This window comes from Streptomyces sp. NPDC032472 (assembly GCF_040636955.1).
Lineage (GTDB): Bacteria > Actinomycetota > Actinomycetes > Streptomycetales > Streptomycetaceae > Streptomyces.
Genome location: NZ_JBEZVK010000007.1, coordinates 154352 through 170578, shown reverse-complemented (window position 1 = coordinate 170578; position 16227 = coordinate 154352). Strand labels below are relative to the sequence as shown.

Here is a 16227-nt window from a genome sequence, read left to right as displayed (position 1 = left end):
CAGACGGCCTCAGTTGTGGCCGAAGCGCTTCTGCTTGCCCTTGCGCGCCATGTCCATGGGACTCGGCGAAGCGGAGGGGGACTCGTGCGGCGCATCCGCCGAGCTCCTCGACGCGTCCTGCTGGCCGGAGCGGGTCTGCTGCTTGGCAGGGGTCTTCTGGTTCTTGTTCTTGGCCATGGTGGAGCCTCCGTGAGGGTCTAGGGGCCAGGACCGCCTTCACACTCACACAGCACTGCAAACCACGCATTTTGGATCTTTACTGCGCGTAGTCGGCAGAACCGTGAACTCCGCCACGCCGATGATCGAGTTCCGGCCGTCAACACCCTTGCGGTCGGGCAGACTCGGGGAAAACCCGAGGACCCCCCCCACGGAAGAGGTGGAACGCGTGGACCGCTGCGTCGTCCTGGTGGACGCCGGCTATCTGCTGGGCGCCGCCGCCAGCCTTCTCGCGGGGGAGCCCTCCCGCTCCCGCATCACCGTCGACCACGCCGCCCTCATCCAGGGCCTGCGCGAACGGGCCGAGGCCGACACCGCCCAGCCCCTGCTGCGCATCTACTGGTTCGACGGCGCACCCGACCGGGTGCCCCAGCCCGAGCACCGCAGGCTCCGCGTCATGCCCCGGGTCACCGTCCGGCTGGGCGCCCTGACCCGCAGCGACGGCCGCTGGGCCCAGAAGGGCGTCGACGCCGCCATGCACGCCGAGCTCACCGAACTCGCCCGCAACCGCGCCTGCTCCGACGTGGTGCTCGTCACCGGCGACGGAGACCTGCTGCCCGGCCTGATGTCCGCCAAGGAGCACGGCGTCGCCGTCCACCTGTGGGCCGTCCAGGCCGCCGACGGCGACTACAACCAGTCCGAGGACCTCGTCGCCGAGGCCGACGAACGCCGCGTCCTGGACCGGGCCTGGATCACCCGCGCCGTCCGCGCCAGGGACCTCGCCGGGCTCTGCTCGCCGCCGCCCGCACCGCGCCCCGAGATCGCCGCGATCCTCTCCGCGCCGCTGCCCGAGGCCGCCCTCGCCGAGGCCGCCCGCAGCGCCGGAGGCAACGGCGCCCCCGCCGCCGCCCCCGTCCCGCCCGAGGCCGGCACCGCCGCCCCCGTGCCCGCCCCCGCCGTCGGCGGCAAGACCGTACCCACCCCGAAGGACCTCGCCGGCTCCCTGCGGGCACCCGGCCAGCAGGGCGGCCCCGGGCACACCGCCGCCCCCTCCCCGGCCGGCAGCGCCCTGCGGTGGTCCTCCGACAAGGGCTGGATCGACCGGCCCGGACCGCTCGGCGAGCCCGCCGAGACCGCCTCCCTGCCCACCCTCGCCCAGCTCACCAGCGCCGAGCAGCGCTGGGCCGACCGCGAGGAGGACATCACCACCGTCGGCGGCGACCCCTTCGAGGTCGGCCAGGTCTTCGCCCGGCGCTGGATGGAACGCCTCCCCGAAGCCGTCCACCTGCACAAGCTCGCCACCATGTACCCCCGGATCCCGCACCGCATCGACGGGGAGCTGCTGCGCTACGCCGCCCGCTTCGGGCTGCTCGCCCACAAGGACGACCAGATCGACGAACACGACCGCTACGCCATCCGCGCCGGGTTCTGGCGGGAGATCGACGTCCGCGCCGCCGCCGAGCACGTGGCCGGTACGGCGGCCGCCGTACCGGGCGGCCCCGCGACCCCGGCGGCCGAGTAGGGCCGCGAGCCGCGTAGGCTGCTCCCTCGTGAGTACGGGCACAGCACCAGCAAGACCGCCGGGCAGCCGCAGCACGGCAGCGGCCGCGGCAGCCGCCGCGACAGCGGCCGAGGGCGCGGTCTGCACGGTGCGTGACCTGGTCAAGACCTATCCCGCCGTACGCGGCCGGCGCGGGACCCCCGCCCTGCCAGAGACCCGCGCCACCGACGGGATCTGCCTCGACGTCCGGCGCGGCGAGATCTTCGGCCTGCTCGGGCCCAACGGCGCCGGCAAGTCCACCCTGGTCCGGCAGCTGACCGGGCTCCTGCGGCCCGACTCCGGCTCCGTCACCCTGCTCGGCCACGACCTCGTACGCCACCCCGAGCGGGCCTCCCGGCTCCTGGCCTACCTCGGGCAGGAGTCCACCGCCCTCGACGAGCTCACCGTGGCCCTCGCCGCCGAGACCACCGGGCGGCTGCGCGGACTCGACGCCCGCGCCGCCCGCGCCGCCCGCGACGCCGTCCTGGAGGAGCTCGGGCTGACCGGGATCGCCGGCCGGCCCCTGAAGAAGCTCTCCGGCGGCCAGCGGCGCCTCGCCTGCTTCGCCGCCGCCCTCGTGGGCGAGCGGGCGGTACTGGTGCTCGACGAGCCCACCACCGGCATGGACCCCGTGGCCCGGCGGGCCGTGTGGGCGGCCGTGGACCGGCGCCGCGCCGAACACGGCGCCACCGTGCTGCTCGTCACCCACAACGTGATCGAGGCCGAGACCGTCCTCGACCGGGTCGCCGTCATCGACCAGGGCAAGGTCATCGCCTGCGACACCCCGGCCGGACTGAAGGCCATGGTCTCCGACGAGGTCCGCCTCGAACTGGTCTGGCGCAGCGCGCCCCCGCTCGACGTCCCCGAGGTCGCGGCCCTCGCCGCCGCGGCCGCCGAATCCGGCCGGCGCTGGGTGCTGCGCCTCGCCCCCGACGCGGCGCGCGCCGCCGTCGCGGCGGTCACCGGCGGACCCGCCTTCGCGGCCCTCGACGACTTCACGCTGGCGACCCCGAGCCTGGAGGACGTCTACCTCGCGCTGGGCGGACGCACCACGAAGGGACTGGTGAAGTCGTGAGCTCCGGCCTGGCTCCCGCCCCCGGTGTGCTCGCCCCGCGGGCCCGGCTCCTGCCGTCCCTGTCCGCCGTGTACCGGGCGCAGCTCTCCCGGGCCCGGGTGGCGCGGATCCCGCTGCTGTTCGTGGCCACCTTCCAGTCCGTCGGGATCATGATCCTGATGCGGGGCGTGGTCGACGGAGGCTCGGAGGCGCGGGCGGTGGTCGCCGGCTCCTCCGTGCTGGTGGTCGCCTTCGTCGCGCTGAACCTGCTCGCCCAGTACTTCGGTCAGCTGCGGGCGAGCGGCGGGCTCGACCACTACGCCACGCTGCCGGTGCCGCCCGCCTCCGTCGTGCTCGGCGCGGCCGCCGCGTACGCCTCCTTCACCCTGCCCGGCACGCTGGTCACCGCGGTGTTCGGGTGCGTGCTGTTCGGGCTGCCGATGGGCGGGCTGTGGATCCTGGGCGCCGTCGTGCCGCTGGCCGGGGCCGCCCTGGCCGGGCTGGGCGCGGCCCTCGGGCTGCTCGCGCCGCGGCAGGAGCTGGCCACCCTCGCCGGGCAGCTCGGCATGTCCGCGGCGCTGCTGCTGGGGGTGCTGCCGCCCGAGCGGATGCCGGACGTGATCGTGTGGGCTCGGGACCTGCTCCCCTCGACGTACGGAGTGGAGGCCTTCGCACGGACCTTCGCCCCGCACCCGGACTGGGCGGGGGTCTGCCTGGACCTCGGCGTGTGCGGGGCGGTCGGCGTGCTCTCGCTGGCCGTCGCCACGTGGGCGTACCGCCGGGCGGCGGTCCGCTGAGGCCCCCCGACCGTTGTCGTCCTCCGGCCACCGGTGCGGTCGCGTCGGCGACGAGGACACCTGGCACGATGTGGGAGTGACCGAAGCCGTGACCACGCCGAACCCGTTCGAACCGCCGCAGCACCAGCCGTCCGTCGGCGCGCCCGAGGGCCCTGAGGGGCGCATCACCGCCGGGGACGTCCGCGACGGCGCCGCGATCACCCTCGTCGTGGGGGTGGCCGGGGTGCTCCTCGGGCTCCTGTGGGTGTGGCTCGCGCCGCGGGCGCAGTACGTGTCCAACGGCGAGGCCGTGTTCCTGCGCAACACCGAGAGCGAGGCCCGGATCGGGGCCGACGCGATGTTCCTGCTGCTGTCGGTGGGGCTGGGCCTGCTGAGCGGGGGGCTGGCCTTCCTGTGGCGGCGCCGCGGGGGTGTACCGCAGGTGGTCGGCCTCGGGGTGGGCTCCTGCCTGGCCGCTCTGTTGGGCTGGCGGGTGGGTCTGTGGCTGGGCCCGACCCAGGACGTGGCCGCGGCCGCGCTCCGGGCCGGCAAGGGCGTCCCCTTCGATGCCCCGTTCCAGCTGCTCGCCCACGGCGTCCTGCTGGGCTGGCCGATGGCGGCCCTGGCCCTCCACCTGGCCCTCACGGTCGTGTTCTCCCCGCACGACCCGGCCCCGGCCCAGGGGTCGGACGGGTCCGCATACCCTCCGCCGCACGTCCACGACGGGTCCACCCCGGAGTCCCCGCAGCCCTGACGGCCGACCCCCGTTCCGGGCGCTTCGCGCCCGGTGCGCTCAAACGCCGCGCGGGCTGAAATCAGCCCCGCCGGCGATTGAGGCAGGCGGGCCGGGGCCGCAGGCCACGGTTTCGGGAAGGGGCGGGGTGGGGAACGGCTCCGTGCAGCGGGGTCCGGCCACGGCAGCGGGGTCCGGCTACGGGCGGGCGATGGGGGCCACGGTGGCCGAGGTCAGGGCGGCCAGGGCCGCGGGGGCCAGCTCGACCTCCAGTCCCCGGCGGCCCGCAGAGACGCAGACCGTGGCGTGGGATGACGCCGACGCGTCCAGGACCGTGCGCAGCCGCTTCCGCTGGCCCAGCGGGGAGATGCCCCCCACCACGTACCCGGTCGTCCGCTCGGCGAGGCCCGGATCCGCCATCACTGCCCGCTTCGCCCCCACCGCCGCAGCCAGCGCCTTCAAATCCAGGCTCCCGGAAACCGGCACGACGGCCACCGTCAGCACGCCGTCCACGTCCGTGACGAGCGTCTTGAAGACCTGGTCCGGGCTCACGCCCATCGCCTCCGCCGCCTCCTGCCCGTAGGAGGGGTGCGCCGGGTCGTGGTCGTACGCGTGCGTGGTGAACTCCACCCCCGCCGCCGCCAGCGCGGCGATGGCCGGGGTCGCCCCCGGCGCGGTCCTGTTCCTGCCGGCCTTGGCCGCCTTGGCCATGCGCGTCCCCCTCGTGTCAGTTCGGGCTCGTCGGCGCCCGCGTCAGATCCACCGCCGGCAGCGACGGCAGGTGCCGGATCACCGCCGCCTCCGACCGCAGCAGCTTCAGTTCCTCCGCCAGCCGGGTCGCGGTGTCCGGGGCCTGGAGGAGCCGCTGCTTGGCCGGGACGTCCAGGACGGCCGCGGCCGCCACCAGGTACGACACCACCGACGGCTCGTCGGGCAGGTCGGCGCCGGTGGACAGGGACCGCTCCCGGGCCCCCGCGAGCCGCTTCTGGTAGTTGCGGAAGGCCCGCAGCACCCCCTCGGCCAGCGCCCCCGCGCCGTCGCCGGCGTCCTCCGGGATCTCCTCCAGCTCGGCCACCAGGAACGGGCCGGAGGCGTCCACCGACAGCAGCCGCACCCGGGTCGTGCCGGTCGCGAGGACCTCGAAGCTGCCGTCCTCCCGTTCCCGGATCGTCGCCGCGTCGGCGATGCAGCCCACGCGGTGGAAGGCCTGGATCGGGTCGGCGCCGAAGCCGGCGGCCGGGCCGCGCTCGGGCAGCGCCGTCTGGTCGGGCAGTCCGGGGGCGGTCGGGGCGACCTCCCGGCCGTCGCGGATCGCGACGACCGCGAAGCGGCGCGGTTCGTCCTCGCCCGTCTTCAGCAGCTCCCGCATCATGGCGCGATAACGCTCCTCGAAGACGTTCAGCGGAAGCACGAGTCCGGGGAACAGCACCGAGTTCAGCGGGAAGAGGGGCAGGCGAACGGTGGTCACGACGGACAGGGTAGTGGCCGGGGCCCGGGCCCTGTCACCTCGGTTCTTCCCCATCACCCCGCCCCGCCGCCCCGGTCATCCCAGCCCGGGCACGCCCTTCACTCCCGCCCGGGCACGCCCGTCACCCCCGCCTCAGCACCCGCGTCGCCCCCGCCGCCACCGTCGTCGCGAGGATCCAGCCCAGCAGGACCAGCACCGCCGCCCCCCACTGCCAGTAGCCCGCCATCTTCCACTGGCCCTCCTGGCCGAGGTCGATGACCGGCAGCAGCAGGTCCAGGGCGTACAGGGCCGGGTTCCACTCCGGGTGCTCGTCCGCCTTGATCGCCTGCGCGTCGTGCTGGGCGAACAGCAGCGCCCCCGCCGCCCACAGCACCGCCATCCACAGCGCGGCCCGGCCCGGCCGGTACCCGTACGCCACCGTCCAGTCCTGCACGTACCCCCAGGCCTTCACCGCCGGCGAGAGCGTGGCCCGCCGCCGGCGCTGTTTGGCCAGCAGCACCTCGCGGGCGTCCACGTCCTCCCCGCTGGTCCGCAGCACCGCCGCCAGCCGCTCGTACGGCTCCGGCGAGTACTCGGGGGTCGCCGCCGCCAGCCAGGCCAGCCGCCGCGCCAGAGGGAAGTGGCCGCGGGGCGCGAGGTTCTCGTACACGAACCCCTCGATGGCCACCCCGCCCTGCCCCGGCCAGCTGGTGGAGGTGTCGACCAGCTTGACCACCTTGGCCCCGGACAGCACCACCCGCCCCCGCTCGGGCCGCTCGCCGACGAACCGCAGCTCCGGGGTCTGGATCCGGCGCAGCGACACCTCCTGCTCCTCCGTCAGCGTGAAGCGGGCCCCGTAGAAGTCGACGGCGTCGCCGAAGCGCCCGTCGTCCAGGCGCAGCCCGCCCGTGCACTCGAAGCGCCGGGCGCGCTGCCCGCGCGTCGGGGTCTGGCCCAGCCCGTACGGGGGAGTGGAGGAGCCGGAGTCGCCGAGCACGTAGTCCAGGGCGATCGAGGTCAGGTACAGGGTCCGCTCGACGGTCAGCTGCGGGGCGTTCAGCGCGCGCCGCCCGTCCGGGTTCTGCAGCCGCGCCCCGCGCAGGTTCATCGACACGCCCACCTTCGCGCCGCGCAGGCTCACCTCCCCGTACGTCTCCAGCAGCTCGCCCTGGAAGTCCTGCGCGACCGACATCCCGTCGGCGGCGATGGCCCGGCCGCGGCTGTCGCGCTGCACCACGGCCTGGCTGATCAGCAGATCGGTGCCGATCTGCGCGTCGGTGAGCCGGATCCCGCGGGCGACCCGGCAGCGCGGCAGGTGCAGGTCGCCCTCGGTGTGCAGCCGGGAGGCGTCCAGCCGGGGTATCGCGCAGTTGACCAGGCGCAGCGTGATGAACCGGGTCTCCGACAGCTGGACCTCGCTGTCGAAGCGGCAGGACTGGAGTTCGACGTACGGCTCCACGGTGCCGCCGGACAGGTCCAGGCGGCCGGTGATCCGTACGCCCCGCAGCTTCAGCGCGGCCACCCGGCCCGGCACCGGCGGCGGCCCGTGGAGCAGCAGCAGCGCCACGATCCGGGCCCGGACGCTGCGCCCCTCGCCCCACACGCGGTCGCCGTGCGGGTCGTCGTGGTCCGCGGCGCGCGCGCTCAGGTCGCACACGCTGCCGGTGCGGAACGCCTCCCACATGCGCCGCTCGGCCCCGGTCAGGTCCGCCGGCGCCTCGTCCACGTGCGACGCCCCCGCCATCGCCGCCCCCCTCCGCCGTGATGTGTGTACCGCGAACACGGGAACGCTAGACGCAGGCGGTGACATGCGGGGCGTGTATCAGCCAGTGATACGGGCGGACGGTCGAGGGAGGCGGTCTGAGAGAATTGGGAGGTGATCTCTCGTATCGACCTGCGCGGCAACGCCCTCCCCGAGGGCGGCGCCCTGCGCGACCTGCTGCCCCGTGCCGAGTTCGACGTGGAAGCCGCCCTGGAGAAGGTGCGGCCCATCTGCGAGGACGTCCATCATCGTGGCACGGCGGCGCTGATCGAGTACGCGCAGAAGTTCGACGGGGTCACGCTCGAGAAGGTACGGGTGCCCGCCGAGGCCCTCGCCAAGGCCCTCGACGAGCTCGACCCCGCCGTCCGCGCCGCCCTGGAGGAGTCGATCCGGCGCGCCCGGACCGTGCACCGCAGCCAGCGCCGCAGCGAGCACACCACCCAGGTGGTGCCCGGCGGCACCGTGACCGAGAAGTGGGTTCCGGTCGAGCGCGTGGGCCTGTACGCGCCGGGCGGCCGCTCGGTGTACCCGTCCTCCGTCGTGATGAACGTCGTGCCGGCCCAGGAGGCGGGCGTGGAGTCCATCGCGCTGGCCTCCCCGCCGCAGGCCGAGTTCGACGGACTGCCGCACCCGACGATCCTCGCCGCGTGCGCGCTGCTCGGCGTGGACGAGGTGTACGCGGCGGGCGGCGCCGTGGCCGTCGCGATGTTCGCGTACGGCACCGAGGAGTGCCTGCCGGTGAACATGGTCACCGGCCCCGGCAACATCTGGGTCGCCGCCGCCAAGCGCTACTTCACCGGGAAGATCGGCATCGACACCGAGGCCGGCCCGACCGAGATCGCCGTCCTCGCGGACTCCACGGCCGACCCGGTGCACGTCGCCGCCGACCTGATCAGCCAGGCCGAGCACGACCCGCTGGCCGCCGCGGTGCTCGTCACCGACTCCGAGGAGCTCGCGGCCGCCGTCGAGAAGGAGCTGGAGCCCCAGGTCGCCGCCACCAAGCACATCGAGGACCGGATCAAGCCCGCCCTGGCGGGCAAGCAGTCCGCGATCGTGCTGGTCGACAGCCTGGAGGACGGCCTGAAGGTCGTCGACGCGTACGGCGCCGAGCACCTGGAGATCCAGACCGCCGACGCCGCGGCCTGGGCCGCCCGCGTCCGCAACGCCGGCGCGATCTTCGTCGGCCCGTGGTCCCCGGTCTCGCTCGGCGACTACTGCGCCGGCTCGAACCACGTCCTGCCCACCGGCGGCTGCGCCTGCCACTCCTCGGGCCTGTCCGTGCAGTCCTTCCTGCGCGGCATCCACATCGTCGACTACACGCGCGACGCCCTCGCCGAGGTCACCCACCACGTGGTGACGCTGGCCGAGGCCGAGGACCTGCCCGCCCACGGCGCGGCGCTGAAGGCGCGCTTCGGATGGAAGGTCCCGGTCACGTGAGCACCATCGGCATTGACGACCTCCCCATCCGCGACGAGCTGCGCGGCAAGTCCCCGTACGGCGCCCCGCAGCTGGACGTGCCCGTCCAGCTGAACACCAACGAGAACCCGTACGAGCTCCCCGAGGAGCTGGTGCAGCGCATCGCCGAGCGCGTCGCCGACGCGGCCCGCACCCTCAACCGCTACCCCGACCGGGACGCGGTCGAGCTGCGGACCGCGCTCGCCGCCTACCTCACCCGTACCGGCAAGCACCCGGTCGCCCGGGAGAACGTGTGGGCCGCGAACGGCTCCAACGAGGTCATCCAGCAGCTGCTGCAGACCTTCGGCGGGCCCGGCCGCACCGCGATCGGCTTCGAGCCCTCGTACTCGATGCACGCCCTGATCGCCCGCGGCACCGGCACCGGCTGGATCTCCGGCCCGCGCCGGGAGGATTTCACCATCGACGTGGCGGCGGCCGAACAGGCCATCGCCGAGAACGCACCCGACGTCGTCTTCATCACCTCGCCCAACAACCCCACGGGCACCGCGGTCGAGGCGGAGACGGTCCTCGCCCTCTACGAGGCCGCGCAGGCGGCCAAGCCCTCCCTGGTCGTCGTGGACGAGGCGTACGTCGAGTTCAGCCACCGCGACTCCCTGCTGCCCCTCATCGAGGGCCGCCCGAACATGGTGATCTCCCGGACCATGTCCAAGGCCTTCGGCGCCGCCGGACTGCGCCTGGGCTACCTCGCCGCGCACCCCGCCGTGGTCGACGCCGTCCAGCTCGTACGCCTGCCGTACCACCTGTCGGCCGTCACCCAGGCCACCGCGCTGGCGGCCCTGGAGCACACCGACACCCTGCTCGGCTACGTCGAGCAGCTCAAGGCCGAGCGGGACCGCCTCGTCGACGAACTGCGGGCGATCGGGTACGAGGTCACCGAGTCCGACGCGAACTTCATCCAGTTCGGCAGGTTCGACGACTCCCACACCGCGTGGCAGAAGATCCTCGACCAGGGTGTCCTGGTCCGTGACAACGGCGTGCCGGGCTGGCTGCGGGTCACCGCGGGCACCCCGGCCGAGAACGACGCGTTCCTCGAAGCGGTTCGCGCACTGAAGAAGGAGCAGCACGCATGAGCCGCATCGGACGGGTCGAACGGACCACGAAGGAGACCTCCGTCGTCGTCGAGATAAACCTCGACGGGACCGGGCAGGTCGACGTCTCCACCGGCGTCGGCTTCTACGACCACATGCTCGACCAGCTCGGCCGCCACGGCCTGTTCGACCTCACGGTCAAGACCGACGGCGACCTGCACATCGACAGCCACCACACCATCGAGGACACCGCCCTCGCGCTCGGCGCCGCCTTCAAGCAGGCCCTCGGCGACAAGGTCGGCATCTACCGCTTCGGCAACTGCACCGTCCCGCTGGACGAGTCCCTCGCCCAGGTGACCGTGGACCTGTCGGGCCGCCCCTACCTCGTGCACACCGAGCCCGAGAACATGGCGCCGATGATCGGCGCGTACGACACGACGATGACCCGGCACATCCTGGAGTCCTTCGTCGCGCAGGCCCAGATCGCCCTGCACGTCCACGTCCCGTACGGCCGCAACGCCCACCACATCGTCGAGTGCCAGTTCAAGGCGCTGGCCCGGGCGCTGCGCTACGCGTCCGAGTTCGACCCGCGCGCCGCCGCGGCCGGCATCCTCCCCTCCACGAAGGGCGCCCTCTAGCCGTGACCGGCCTCAGCACCGTCCTGATCGTCGTCGGCCTGTTCCTGGCCGGCGGCGTCTACTCCTTCCAGAAGCAGCAGATGCCCAAGTCGGTCGTCCTGCTGCTCGCCATCGGCTCCGCGATGTGTCTCGCCGCCGGAGTCCTGCGGATCCAAGGAATCTGGGCATGAGCGCATCCCGCCCCACCAAAACGGTCGTCGTCCTCGACTACGGCTTCGGAAACGTCCGCTCCGCCGAGCGCGCGCTCGCGCGCGTCGGCGCCGACGTGGAGATCACCCGCGACTACGACAAGGCCATGGACGCCGACGGACTCCTCGTCCCCGGCGTCGGCGCCTTCTCCGCCTGCATGCAGGGCCTGAAGTCGGTCCGCGGCGACTGGATCATCGGCCGCCGCCTCTCCGGCGGCCGCCCCGTCATGGGCATCTGCGTCGGCATGCAGATCCTCTTCGAGCGCGGCATCGAGCACGGCGTGGAGACCGAAGGCCTCGACGAGTGGCCCGGAACCGTCGGCCCGCTCAAGGCGCCCGTCGTCCCGCACATGGGCTGGAACACCGTCGAGGCCCCCGCCGACAGCAAGGCCTTCGCCGGCCTGGACGACGACGCCCGGTTCTACTTCGTGCACTCCTACGCGGCCCACGACTGGACCCTGGAGGTCACCAACCCCAGGATCGCCGGACCCAAGGTCACCTGGGCCACGCACGGCGAGCGCTTCGTCGCGGCGGTGGAGAACGGGGCCCTGTGGGCCACCCAGTTCCACCCCGAGAAGTCCGGCGACGCCGGCGCCCAGCTCCTCACCAACTGGATCGAGACCCTGTGATGACCGAGCCCGCAGCGAAGCTGGAACTCCTCCCCGCGGTCGACGTCCGCGACGGCCAGGCCGTACGCCTCGTCCACGGGGTCTCCGGCAGCGAGACCTCCTACGGCTCCCCGCTCCAGGCGGCCCTCGCCTGGCAGTCCGCCGGCGCCGAATGGCTGCACCTGGTGGACCTCGACGCCGCCTTCGGCACCGGCGACAACCGCGCCCTGGTCGCCGAGATCACCGGCGCCATGGACATCAAGGTCGAGCTGTCCGGCGGCATCCGCGACGACGCCACGCTCGCCGCGGCCCTGGCCACCGGCTGCACCCGCGTCAACCTCGGCACCGCGGCCCTGGAGACTCCCGAGTGGGCCGCCAAGGCCATCGCCGAGCACGGCGACCGGATCGCCATCGGCCTCGACGTGCGCGGCACCACCCTCAAGGGCCGCGGCTGGACCAGCGACGGCGGCGACCTGTACGAGACCCTCGCCCGCCTGGACTCCGAGGGCTGCGCCCGCTACGTCGTCACCGACATCGGCAAGGACGGCACGCTGACCGGCCCCAACCTGGAGCTGCTGCGCAACGTCTGCGCCGCCACCGACCGGCCGGTCGTCGCCTCCGGCGGCGTCTCCTCCCTGGACGACCTGCGGGCCCTCGCCGAGCTGGTGCCGGCGGGTGTCGAGGGCGCGATCGTCGGCAAGGCCCTGTACGCCAAGGCCTTCACCCTGGAGGAGGCCCTGCGGGTGGTGGCGCAGGCATGAGCGGGAACGACGGCATCCGCCGCATCTCCTCCGGCGGCCCGTGGGAGGACGCCGTGGGCTACTCCCGCGCCGTCGCGCTGCCGAACGGGCTCGTCCTCGTCTCCGGCTGCACCTCGGTCGTCGACGGCAAGATCGCCGCCGACGGCCCGTACCAGCAGACCCTGAACGCCTTCCGCGTCGCGATCGACGCGCTGGGCCAGGCGGGGCTGGGCGCGGAGCACGTCGTGCGCACCCGCATGTACATCACCCACGCGCGCGACGTGGAGGAGGTCAGCCGGGCCCACAAGGAGCTCTTCGACTCCGTCCGCCCCGCCGCATCCATGATCATCGTGTCCGGCCTCGTCGACCCCAGCCTGGTCGTCGAGGTCGAGGTCGAAGCCTTCCGAGGGGAGTCCTGATGTCACTCGCCGTACGGGTGATCCCCTGCCTGGACGTGGACAACGGCCGCGTCGTCAAGGGCGTCAACTTCCAGAACCTGCGCGACGCGGGCGACCCCGTCGAGATGGCCAAACTGTACGACGCCGAGGGCGCCGACGAGCTGACCTTCCTCGACATCACCGCCTCCTCGGGGAACCGCGAGACCACGTACGACGTGGTGCGGCGCACCGCCGAGCAGGTCTTCATCCCGCTGACCGTGGGCGGCGGCGTGCGCACCGCGGACGACGTGGACAAGCTGCTGCGGGCCGGTGCGGACAAGGTCGGCGTGAACACGGCCGCCATTGCGCGGCCCGAGCTGATCCAGGAGATCGCCGAGCGGTTCGGCCGGCAGGTCCTGGTGCTGTCGGTGGACGCCCGGCGCACCGAGGCCGGCTCCTTCGAGGTCACCACGCACGGCGGCCGCCGGGGCACAGGGATCGACGCCGTCGAGTGGGCCCACCGGGCCGCCGAACTCGGCGCCGGGGAGATCCTGTTGAACTCTATGGACGCCGACGGCACCAAGGACGGGTACGACACCGAGATGATCGCGGCGGTGCGCAAGCACGTCACCGTGCCGGTGATCGCGTCCGGCGGGGCGGGCTCCCTGGCCCACTTCCCGCCGGCCATCGACGCCGGGGCCGATGCGGTGCTCGCCGCCTCGGTGTTCCACTTCGGCGACCTCCGCATCGCCGAGGTCAAGGCCACCCTCCGCGCCTCCGGCCACCCGGTCCGCTAGCCGCGGCGTGCCGCTGCGCGGAGCCGTTCCCCGGTCCGGCCCCTTCTCCCCCAGCTACCGCTGGGAGGTGCCCCCAGAAACCGGGCTCCGCCCGGACCCGGTTCGCCTCAAACGCCGGCGGGGCCGAAATTCAGCCTCGCCGGCGTTTGAGGCGCGGGGCCTGGGGCGGAGCCCCGATCTTTGAGCCCTGCCGGCGATTGAGGCGAGCGGGGCCGGGGCCGCAGGACCCGCCCGCGGCGAAGCCGCTATCGGACACAGCGGGAAGGGGCGGGGAGGGGACAGGCACCGGCGCAGCGGGAGCGGCCGGCGCGGCGGCTAGATGCCCAGCTTGGCCGTGGTCAGGCGGCCGATGGCCTCCTTCGGGCCGTCCAGGTCGACCTCGGCCGCGTCCTGGCGGCCGAAGCAGAACAGCGTCAGCTCACCCGGCTCGCCGGTGACCGTCACCACCGGCGTCCCCTTGTGGGCGACGGCCGTCCGGCCGTCAGGGCGCCGCAGGACCAGCCCCACGGGCGAGCGGCGGCCCGTCAGCCGGGCCAGCCTCTCCAGCCGCGCCCACAGCGCGTCCGAGAACACCGGATCCAGCACCCGCGGCGCCCAGTCCGGCTGCGCCCGCCGCACGTCCTCCGCGTGCACGTAGAACTCCACCGCGTTGGCCGCCTCGTCGATCGGCTTCAGCGCGTACACCGACAGCTTGGGCGGCCCGGTCCGGATCAGCTGGATGAGCTCCTCGTACGGCTTGGCCGTGTACTCGGCCATCGCCCGCTCCAGCCGGTCCTTCAGCACGCCCAGCAGCAGGCCGCCCGCCGCGTCCGGCCGCCGCTCGCGGACCACCACGTGGGCCGCCAGGTCCCGCGTCAGCCAGCCGTGGCACAGCGTCGGCGCCGTCGGCCCGGCCGCCTCCAACAGGTCCGCCAGCAGCAGCCGTTCACGCTTCGCATGGGTAGACATGCGGGCAAGCCTACGGCCGGAACACGCCGCGCGCCCGCTCATCAGACGGACGGTGATCCATACCGGTCCCCGCCGCGCGGCACAATGGCCCGCATGAGTACCTCCGCACTCGACCCCGCCATCGCCGCCCGGCTCAAGCGCTCGCCCGACGGCCTGGTGCCGGCCATCGCCCAGCAGTACGACACCGGTGAGGTGCTCATGCTCGGGTGGATGGACGACGAGGCGCTGCACCGGACCCTGACCACGGGCCGCTGCACGTACTGGTCGCGCAGCCGCCAGGAGTACTGGGTGAAGGGGGACACTTCCGGCCACGTCCAGCACGTCAAGTCCGTCGCCCTCGACTGCGACGCCGACACCGTGCTCGTCAAGGTCGACCAGGTCGGCGCCGCCTGCCACACCGGCGCCCGCACGTGCTTCGACGCCGACGTCCTCCCGCTGGCCGCCGACCAGGCAGACAGGTGACGCACCCCATGGACCTCGAACAGTTCCGCAAGCTCGCCGCCGACCGGCGCGTCATCCCGGTGAGCCGCAAGCTGCTGGCCGACGGGGACACGCCCGTCGGGCTCTACCGCAAGCTGGCCGCCGAGCGCCCGGGCACCTTCCTGCTGGAGTCCGCCGAGAACGGCCGCTCCTGGTCGCGCTACTCCTTCGTCGGCGTCCGCAGCGACGCCACGCTCACCGTCCGCGACGGCGAGGCCCACTGGATCGGCACCCCGCCGGTCGGCGTCCCCACCTCCGGCGACCCGCTGCAGGCGCTGCGCGCCACCGTCCAGGCGCTGCACACCCCGCGCGACCTCGCCGCCGGCATGCCGCCCTTCACCGGCGGCATGGTCGGCTACCTCGGCTACGACATCGTGCGCCGCCTGGAGCGCATCGGCGAGCACGGCTCCGACGACCTGCAGCTGCCCGAGCTGACCATGCTGCTCACCTCCGACCTGGCGGTCCTCGACCACTGGGACGGCACCGTCCAGCTCATCGCCAACGCGATCAACCACAACGACCTGGACACCGGCGTCGACGAGGCCTACGCCGACGCCGTGGCCCGGCTCGACGCCATGGAGGCCGACCTCGCGCGGCCCGCCCCGTACACCCCGGCCCCGCTCCCGGCGTCCGAGCTGCCCGAGTACTCCGCCCTGTGGGGCGGCGCGGACTACCAGGCCGCCGTCGAGGACATCAAGGAGCGCATCCGGGCGGGCGAGGCCTTCCAGGTGGTGCCCTCGCAGCGGTTCGAGACGGCCTGCGAGGCCTCCGCGCTGGACGTCTACCGGGTGCTGCGGGCCACCAACCCGTCCCCGTACATGTACCTCTTCCGCTTCGAGAACGGCTTCGACGTCGTCGGCTCCAGCCCCGAGGCGCTGGTCAAGGTCGAGGACGGCCGGGCCATGGTCCACCCGATCGCGGGCACCCGCCACCGCGGGGCCACCCCGCAGCAGGACCAGGCCCTCGCCGAGGAGCTGCTGGCCGACCCCAAGGAGCGCGCCGAGCACCTGATGCTCGTCGACCTCGGCCGCAACGACCTCGGCCGGGTCTGCGAGCCGGGCTCCGTCGAGGTCGTCGACTTCATGTCCATCGAGCGGTACTCGCACGTCATGCACATCGTGTCCACCGTCACCGGCCGGGTCGCCGAGGGCCGCACCGCCTTCGACGTGCTCACCGCCTGCTTCCCCGCCGGGACCCTGTCGGGCGCCCCCAAGCCGCGCGCCATGCAGATCATCGAGGAGCTGGAGCCCTCGCGCCGCGGCCTGTACGGCGGCTGCGTCGGCTACCTCGACTTCGCGGGGGACTCCGACACCGCCATCGCCATCCGCACGGCCCTGCTGCGCGACGGGACGGCGTACGTCCAGGCCGGCGCGGGCGTGGTCGCGGACTCCGTGCCCCGGCTGGAGGACGACGAGTGCCGCAACAAGGCCGCGGCCGTGCTGCGCGCGGTGGCGGCGGCCAACCGGATGGCCCGCTGAC

The 16227-nt window shown here is 73.8% G+C and carries 19 protein-coding genes; 14 read left to right on the top strand and 5 right to left on the bottom strand.

What is annotated here, in order from left to right; all coding sequences use genetic code 11:
* Positions 1-9 precede the first annotated feature (9 nt).
* Positions 10-177, bottom strand: coding sequence for a hypothetical protein (locus AB0F11_RS06875; RefSeq protein ID WP_362169178.1), 168 nt, complete (start codon positions 175-177; stop codon positions 10-12).
* A gap of 199 nt (positions 178-376) precedes the next feature.
* On the opposite strand from AB0F11_RS06875, the gene AB0F11_RS06870 reads away from it, so the two are divergent.
* The 4 genes from AB0F11_RS06870 to AB0F11_RS06855 all read left to right on the top strand — a co-directional run bounded on the left by AB0F11_RS06870 (position 377) and on the right by AB0F11_RS06855 (position 4280).
* The gene (locus AB0F11_RS06870) at positions 377-1678 is read left to right on the top strand and encodes an NYN domain-containing protein (protein WP_362169176.1); all 1302 of its coding nucleotides are present in this window, start codon (positions 377-379) and stop codon (positions 1676-1678) included.
* 127 nt (positions 1679-1805) lie between these two features.
* Positions 1806-2771 (top strand): ABC transporter ATP-binding protein, encoded by a 966-nt coding sequence (locus tag AB0F11_RS06865; protein ID WP_362169222.1) that lies wholly within the window; start codon positions 1806-1808, stop codon positions 2769-2771.
* Positions 2768-3547 (top strand): ABC transporter permease, encoded by a 780-nt coding sequence (locus AB0F11_RS06860; RefSeq protein ID WP_362169174.1) that lies wholly within the window; start codon positions 2768-2770, stop codon positions 3545-3547. Before AB0F11_RS06865 ends, AB0F11_RS06860 begins: the two co-directional genes overlap by 4 nt.
* A gap of 76 nt (positions 3548-3623) precedes the next feature.
* Positions 3624-4280, top strand: a complete 657-nt coding sequence (locus tag AB0F11_RS06855) for a hypothetical protein (RefSeq protein ID WP_362169172.1) — start codon at positions 3624-3626, stop codon at positions 4278-4280.
* Between the two features lie 177 nt (positions 4281-4457).
* Here the strand turns inward: AB0F11_RS06855 and ybaK are convergent, their stop codons facing one another.
* From ybaK to AB0F11_RS06840, 3 genes are all read right to left on the bottom strand, one after another.
* Entirely contained in the window at positions 4458-4970 is a 513-nt protein-coding gene (gene ybaK / locus AB0F11_RS06850) for a Cys-tRNA(Pro) deacylase (RefSeq protein WP_362169170.1), read from the bottom strand.
* A 16-nt stretch (positions 4971-4986) separates the two neighbouring features.
* A complete protein-coding gene (locus AB0F11_RS06845) occupies positions 4987-5727 on the bottom strand; it encodes an LON peptidase substrate-binding domain-containing protein (protein WP_362169168.1) in 741 nt (246 codons plus the stop codon).
* 121 nt (positions 5728-5848) lie between these two features.
* Entirely contained in the window at positions 5849-7450 is a 1602-nt protein-coding gene (locus AB0F11_RS06840) for an oxidoreductase (protein ID WP_362169166.1), read from the bottom strand.
* A 132-nt stretch (positions 7451-7582) separates the two neighbouring features.
* Between AB0F11_RS06840 and hisD the strand changes: the two genes are divergently transcribed.
* Genes hisD through hisF form a run of 8 tightly spaced genes read left to right on the top strand, consistent with a single transcriptional unit; the run spans position 7583 to position 13320 of the window.
* On the top strand, positions 7583-8905 hold the full coding sequence (gene hisD / locus AB0F11_RS06835; RefSeq protein WP_362169164.1) for a histidinol dehydrogenase: 1323 nt from the start codon (positions 7583-7585) through the stop codon (positions 8903-8905).
* Entirely contained in the window at positions 8902-10014 is a 1113-nt protein-coding gene (locus AB0F11_RS06830) for a histidinol-phosphate transaminase (protein ID WP_362169162.1), read from the top strand. The genes hisD and AB0F11_RS06830 overlap by 4 nt, the downstream gene beginning before the upstream one ends.
* Entirely contained in the window at positions 10011-10610 is a 600-nt protein-coding gene (gene hisB, locus AB0F11_RS06825) for an imidazoleglycerol-phosphate dehydratase HisB (protein WP_361918724.1), read from the top strand. Before AB0F11_RS06830 ends, hisB begins: the two co-directional genes overlap by 4 nt.
* 2 nt (positions 10611-10612) lie before the next feature.
* A complete protein-coding gene (locus tag AB0F11_RS06820; protein ID WP_362169160.1) occupies positions 10613-10780 on the top strand; it encodes a hypothetical protein in 168 nt (55 codons plus the stop codon).
* The gene (gene hisH, locus AB0F11_RS06815; protein WP_362169158.1) at positions 10777-11427 is read left to right on the top strand and encodes an imidazole glycerol phosphate synthase subunit HisH; all 651 of its coding nucleotides are present in this window, start codon (positions 10777-10779) and stop codon (positions 11425-11427) included. Before AB0F11_RS06820 ends, hisH begins: the two co-directional genes overlap by 4 nt.
* A complete protein-coding gene (priA, locus tag AB0F11_RS06810; RefSeq protein ID WP_362169157.1) occupies positions 11427-12167 on the top strand; it encodes a bifunctional 1-(5-phosphoribosyl)-5-((5-phosphoribosylamino)methylideneamino)imidazole-4-carboxamide isomerase/phosphoribosylanthranilate isomerase PriA in 741 nt (246 codons plus the stop codon). Before hisH ends, priA begins: the two co-directional genes overlap by 1 nt.
* Entirely contained in the window at positions 12164-12565 is a 402-nt protein-coding gene (locus tag AB0F11_RS06805) for a RidA family protein (protein ID WP_362169155.1), read from the top strand. The genes priA and AB0F11_RS06805 overlap by 4 nt, the downstream gene beginning before the upstream one ends.
* Complete coding sequence (gene hisF, locus AB0F11_RS06800) at positions 12565-13320, top strand: imidazole glycerol phosphate synthase subunit HisF (protein WP_362169153.1); 756 nt, start codon at positions 12565-12567, stop codon at positions 13318-13320. The genes AB0F11_RS06805 and hisF overlap by 1 nt, the downstream gene beginning before the upstream one ends.
* Positions 13321-13635: 315 nt before the next feature.
* Here hisF and AB0F11_RS06795 read toward each other — a convergent pair whose 3' ends face one another.
* The gene (locus AB0F11_RS06795) at positions 13636-14268 is read right to left on the bottom strand and encodes a TIGR03085 family metal-binding protein (protein WP_362169151.1); all 633 of its coding nucleotides are present in this window, start codon (positions 14266-14268) and stop codon (positions 13636-13638) included.
* An 84-nt stretch (positions 14269-14352) separates the two neighbouring features.
* Between AB0F11_RS06795 and hisI the strand changes: the two genes are divergently transcribed.
* The gene (hisI, locus tag AB0F11_RS06790; RefSeq protein ID WP_361918704.1) at positions 14353-14730 is read left to right on the top strand and encodes a phosphoribosyl-AMP cyclohydrolase; all 378 of its coding nucleotides are present in this window, start codon (positions 14353-14355) and stop codon (positions 14728-14730) included.
* An 8-nt stretch (positions 14731-14738) separates the two neighbouring features.
* On the top strand, positions 14739-16226 hold the full coding sequence (locus tag AB0F11_RS06785; protein ID WP_362169149.1) for an anthranilate synthase component I: 1488 nt from the start codon (positions 14739-14741) through the stop codon (positions 16224-16226).
* Position 16227: the final 1 nt, after the last annotated feature.

What these genes read in the sequence shown, in the direction of transcription:
- AB0F11_RS06875 (WP_362169178.1), bottom strand. Translation starts at nt 177, where the DNA reads ATGGCCAAGAACAAGAACCAGAAGACCCCTGCCAAGCAGCAGACCCGC.
- ybaK (WP_362169170.1), bottom strand. Translation starts at nt 4,970, where the DNA reads ATGGCCAAGGCGGCCAAGGCCGGCAGGAACAGGACCGCGCCGGGGGCG.
- AB0F11_RS06840 (WP_362169166.1), bottom strand. Translation starts at nt 7,450, where the DNA reads ATGGCGGGGGCGTCGCACGTGGACGAGGCGCCGGCGGACCTGACCGGG.
- hisB (WP_361918724.1), top strand. Translation starts at nt 10,011, where the DNA reads ATGAGCCGCATCGGACGGGTCGAACGGACCACGAAGGAGACCTCCGTC.
- hisH (WP_362169158.1), top strand. Translation starts at nt 10,777, where the DNA reads ATGAGCGCATCCCGCCCCACCAAAACGGTCGTCGTCCTCGACTACGGC.
- priA (WP_362169157.1), top strand. Translation starts at nt 11,427, where the DNA reads ATGACCGAGCCCGCAGCGAAGCTGGAACTCCTCCCCGCGGTCGACGTC.
- AB0F11_RS06805 (WP_362169155.1), top strand. Translation starts at nt 12,164, where the DNA reads ATGAGCGGGAACGACGGCATCCGCCGCATCTCCTCCGGCGGCCCGTGG.
- hisF (WP_362169153.1), top strand. Translation starts at nt 12,565, where the DNA reads ATGTCACTCGCCGTACGGGTGATCCCCTGCCTGGACGTGGACAACGGC.
- AB0F11_RS06795 (WP_362169151.1), bottom strand. Translation starts at nt 14,268, where the DNA reads ATGTCTACCCATGCGAAGCGTGAACGGCTGCTGCTGGCGGACCTGTTG.
- hisI (WP_361918704.1), top strand. Translation starts at nt 14,353, where the DNA reads ATGGCCCGCATGAGTACCTCCGCACTCGACCCCGCCATCGCCGCCCGG.
- AB0F11_RS06785 (WP_362169149.1), top strand. Translation starts at nt 14,739, where the DNA reads ATGGACCTCGAACAGTTCCGCAAGCTCGCCGCCGACCGGCGCGTCATC.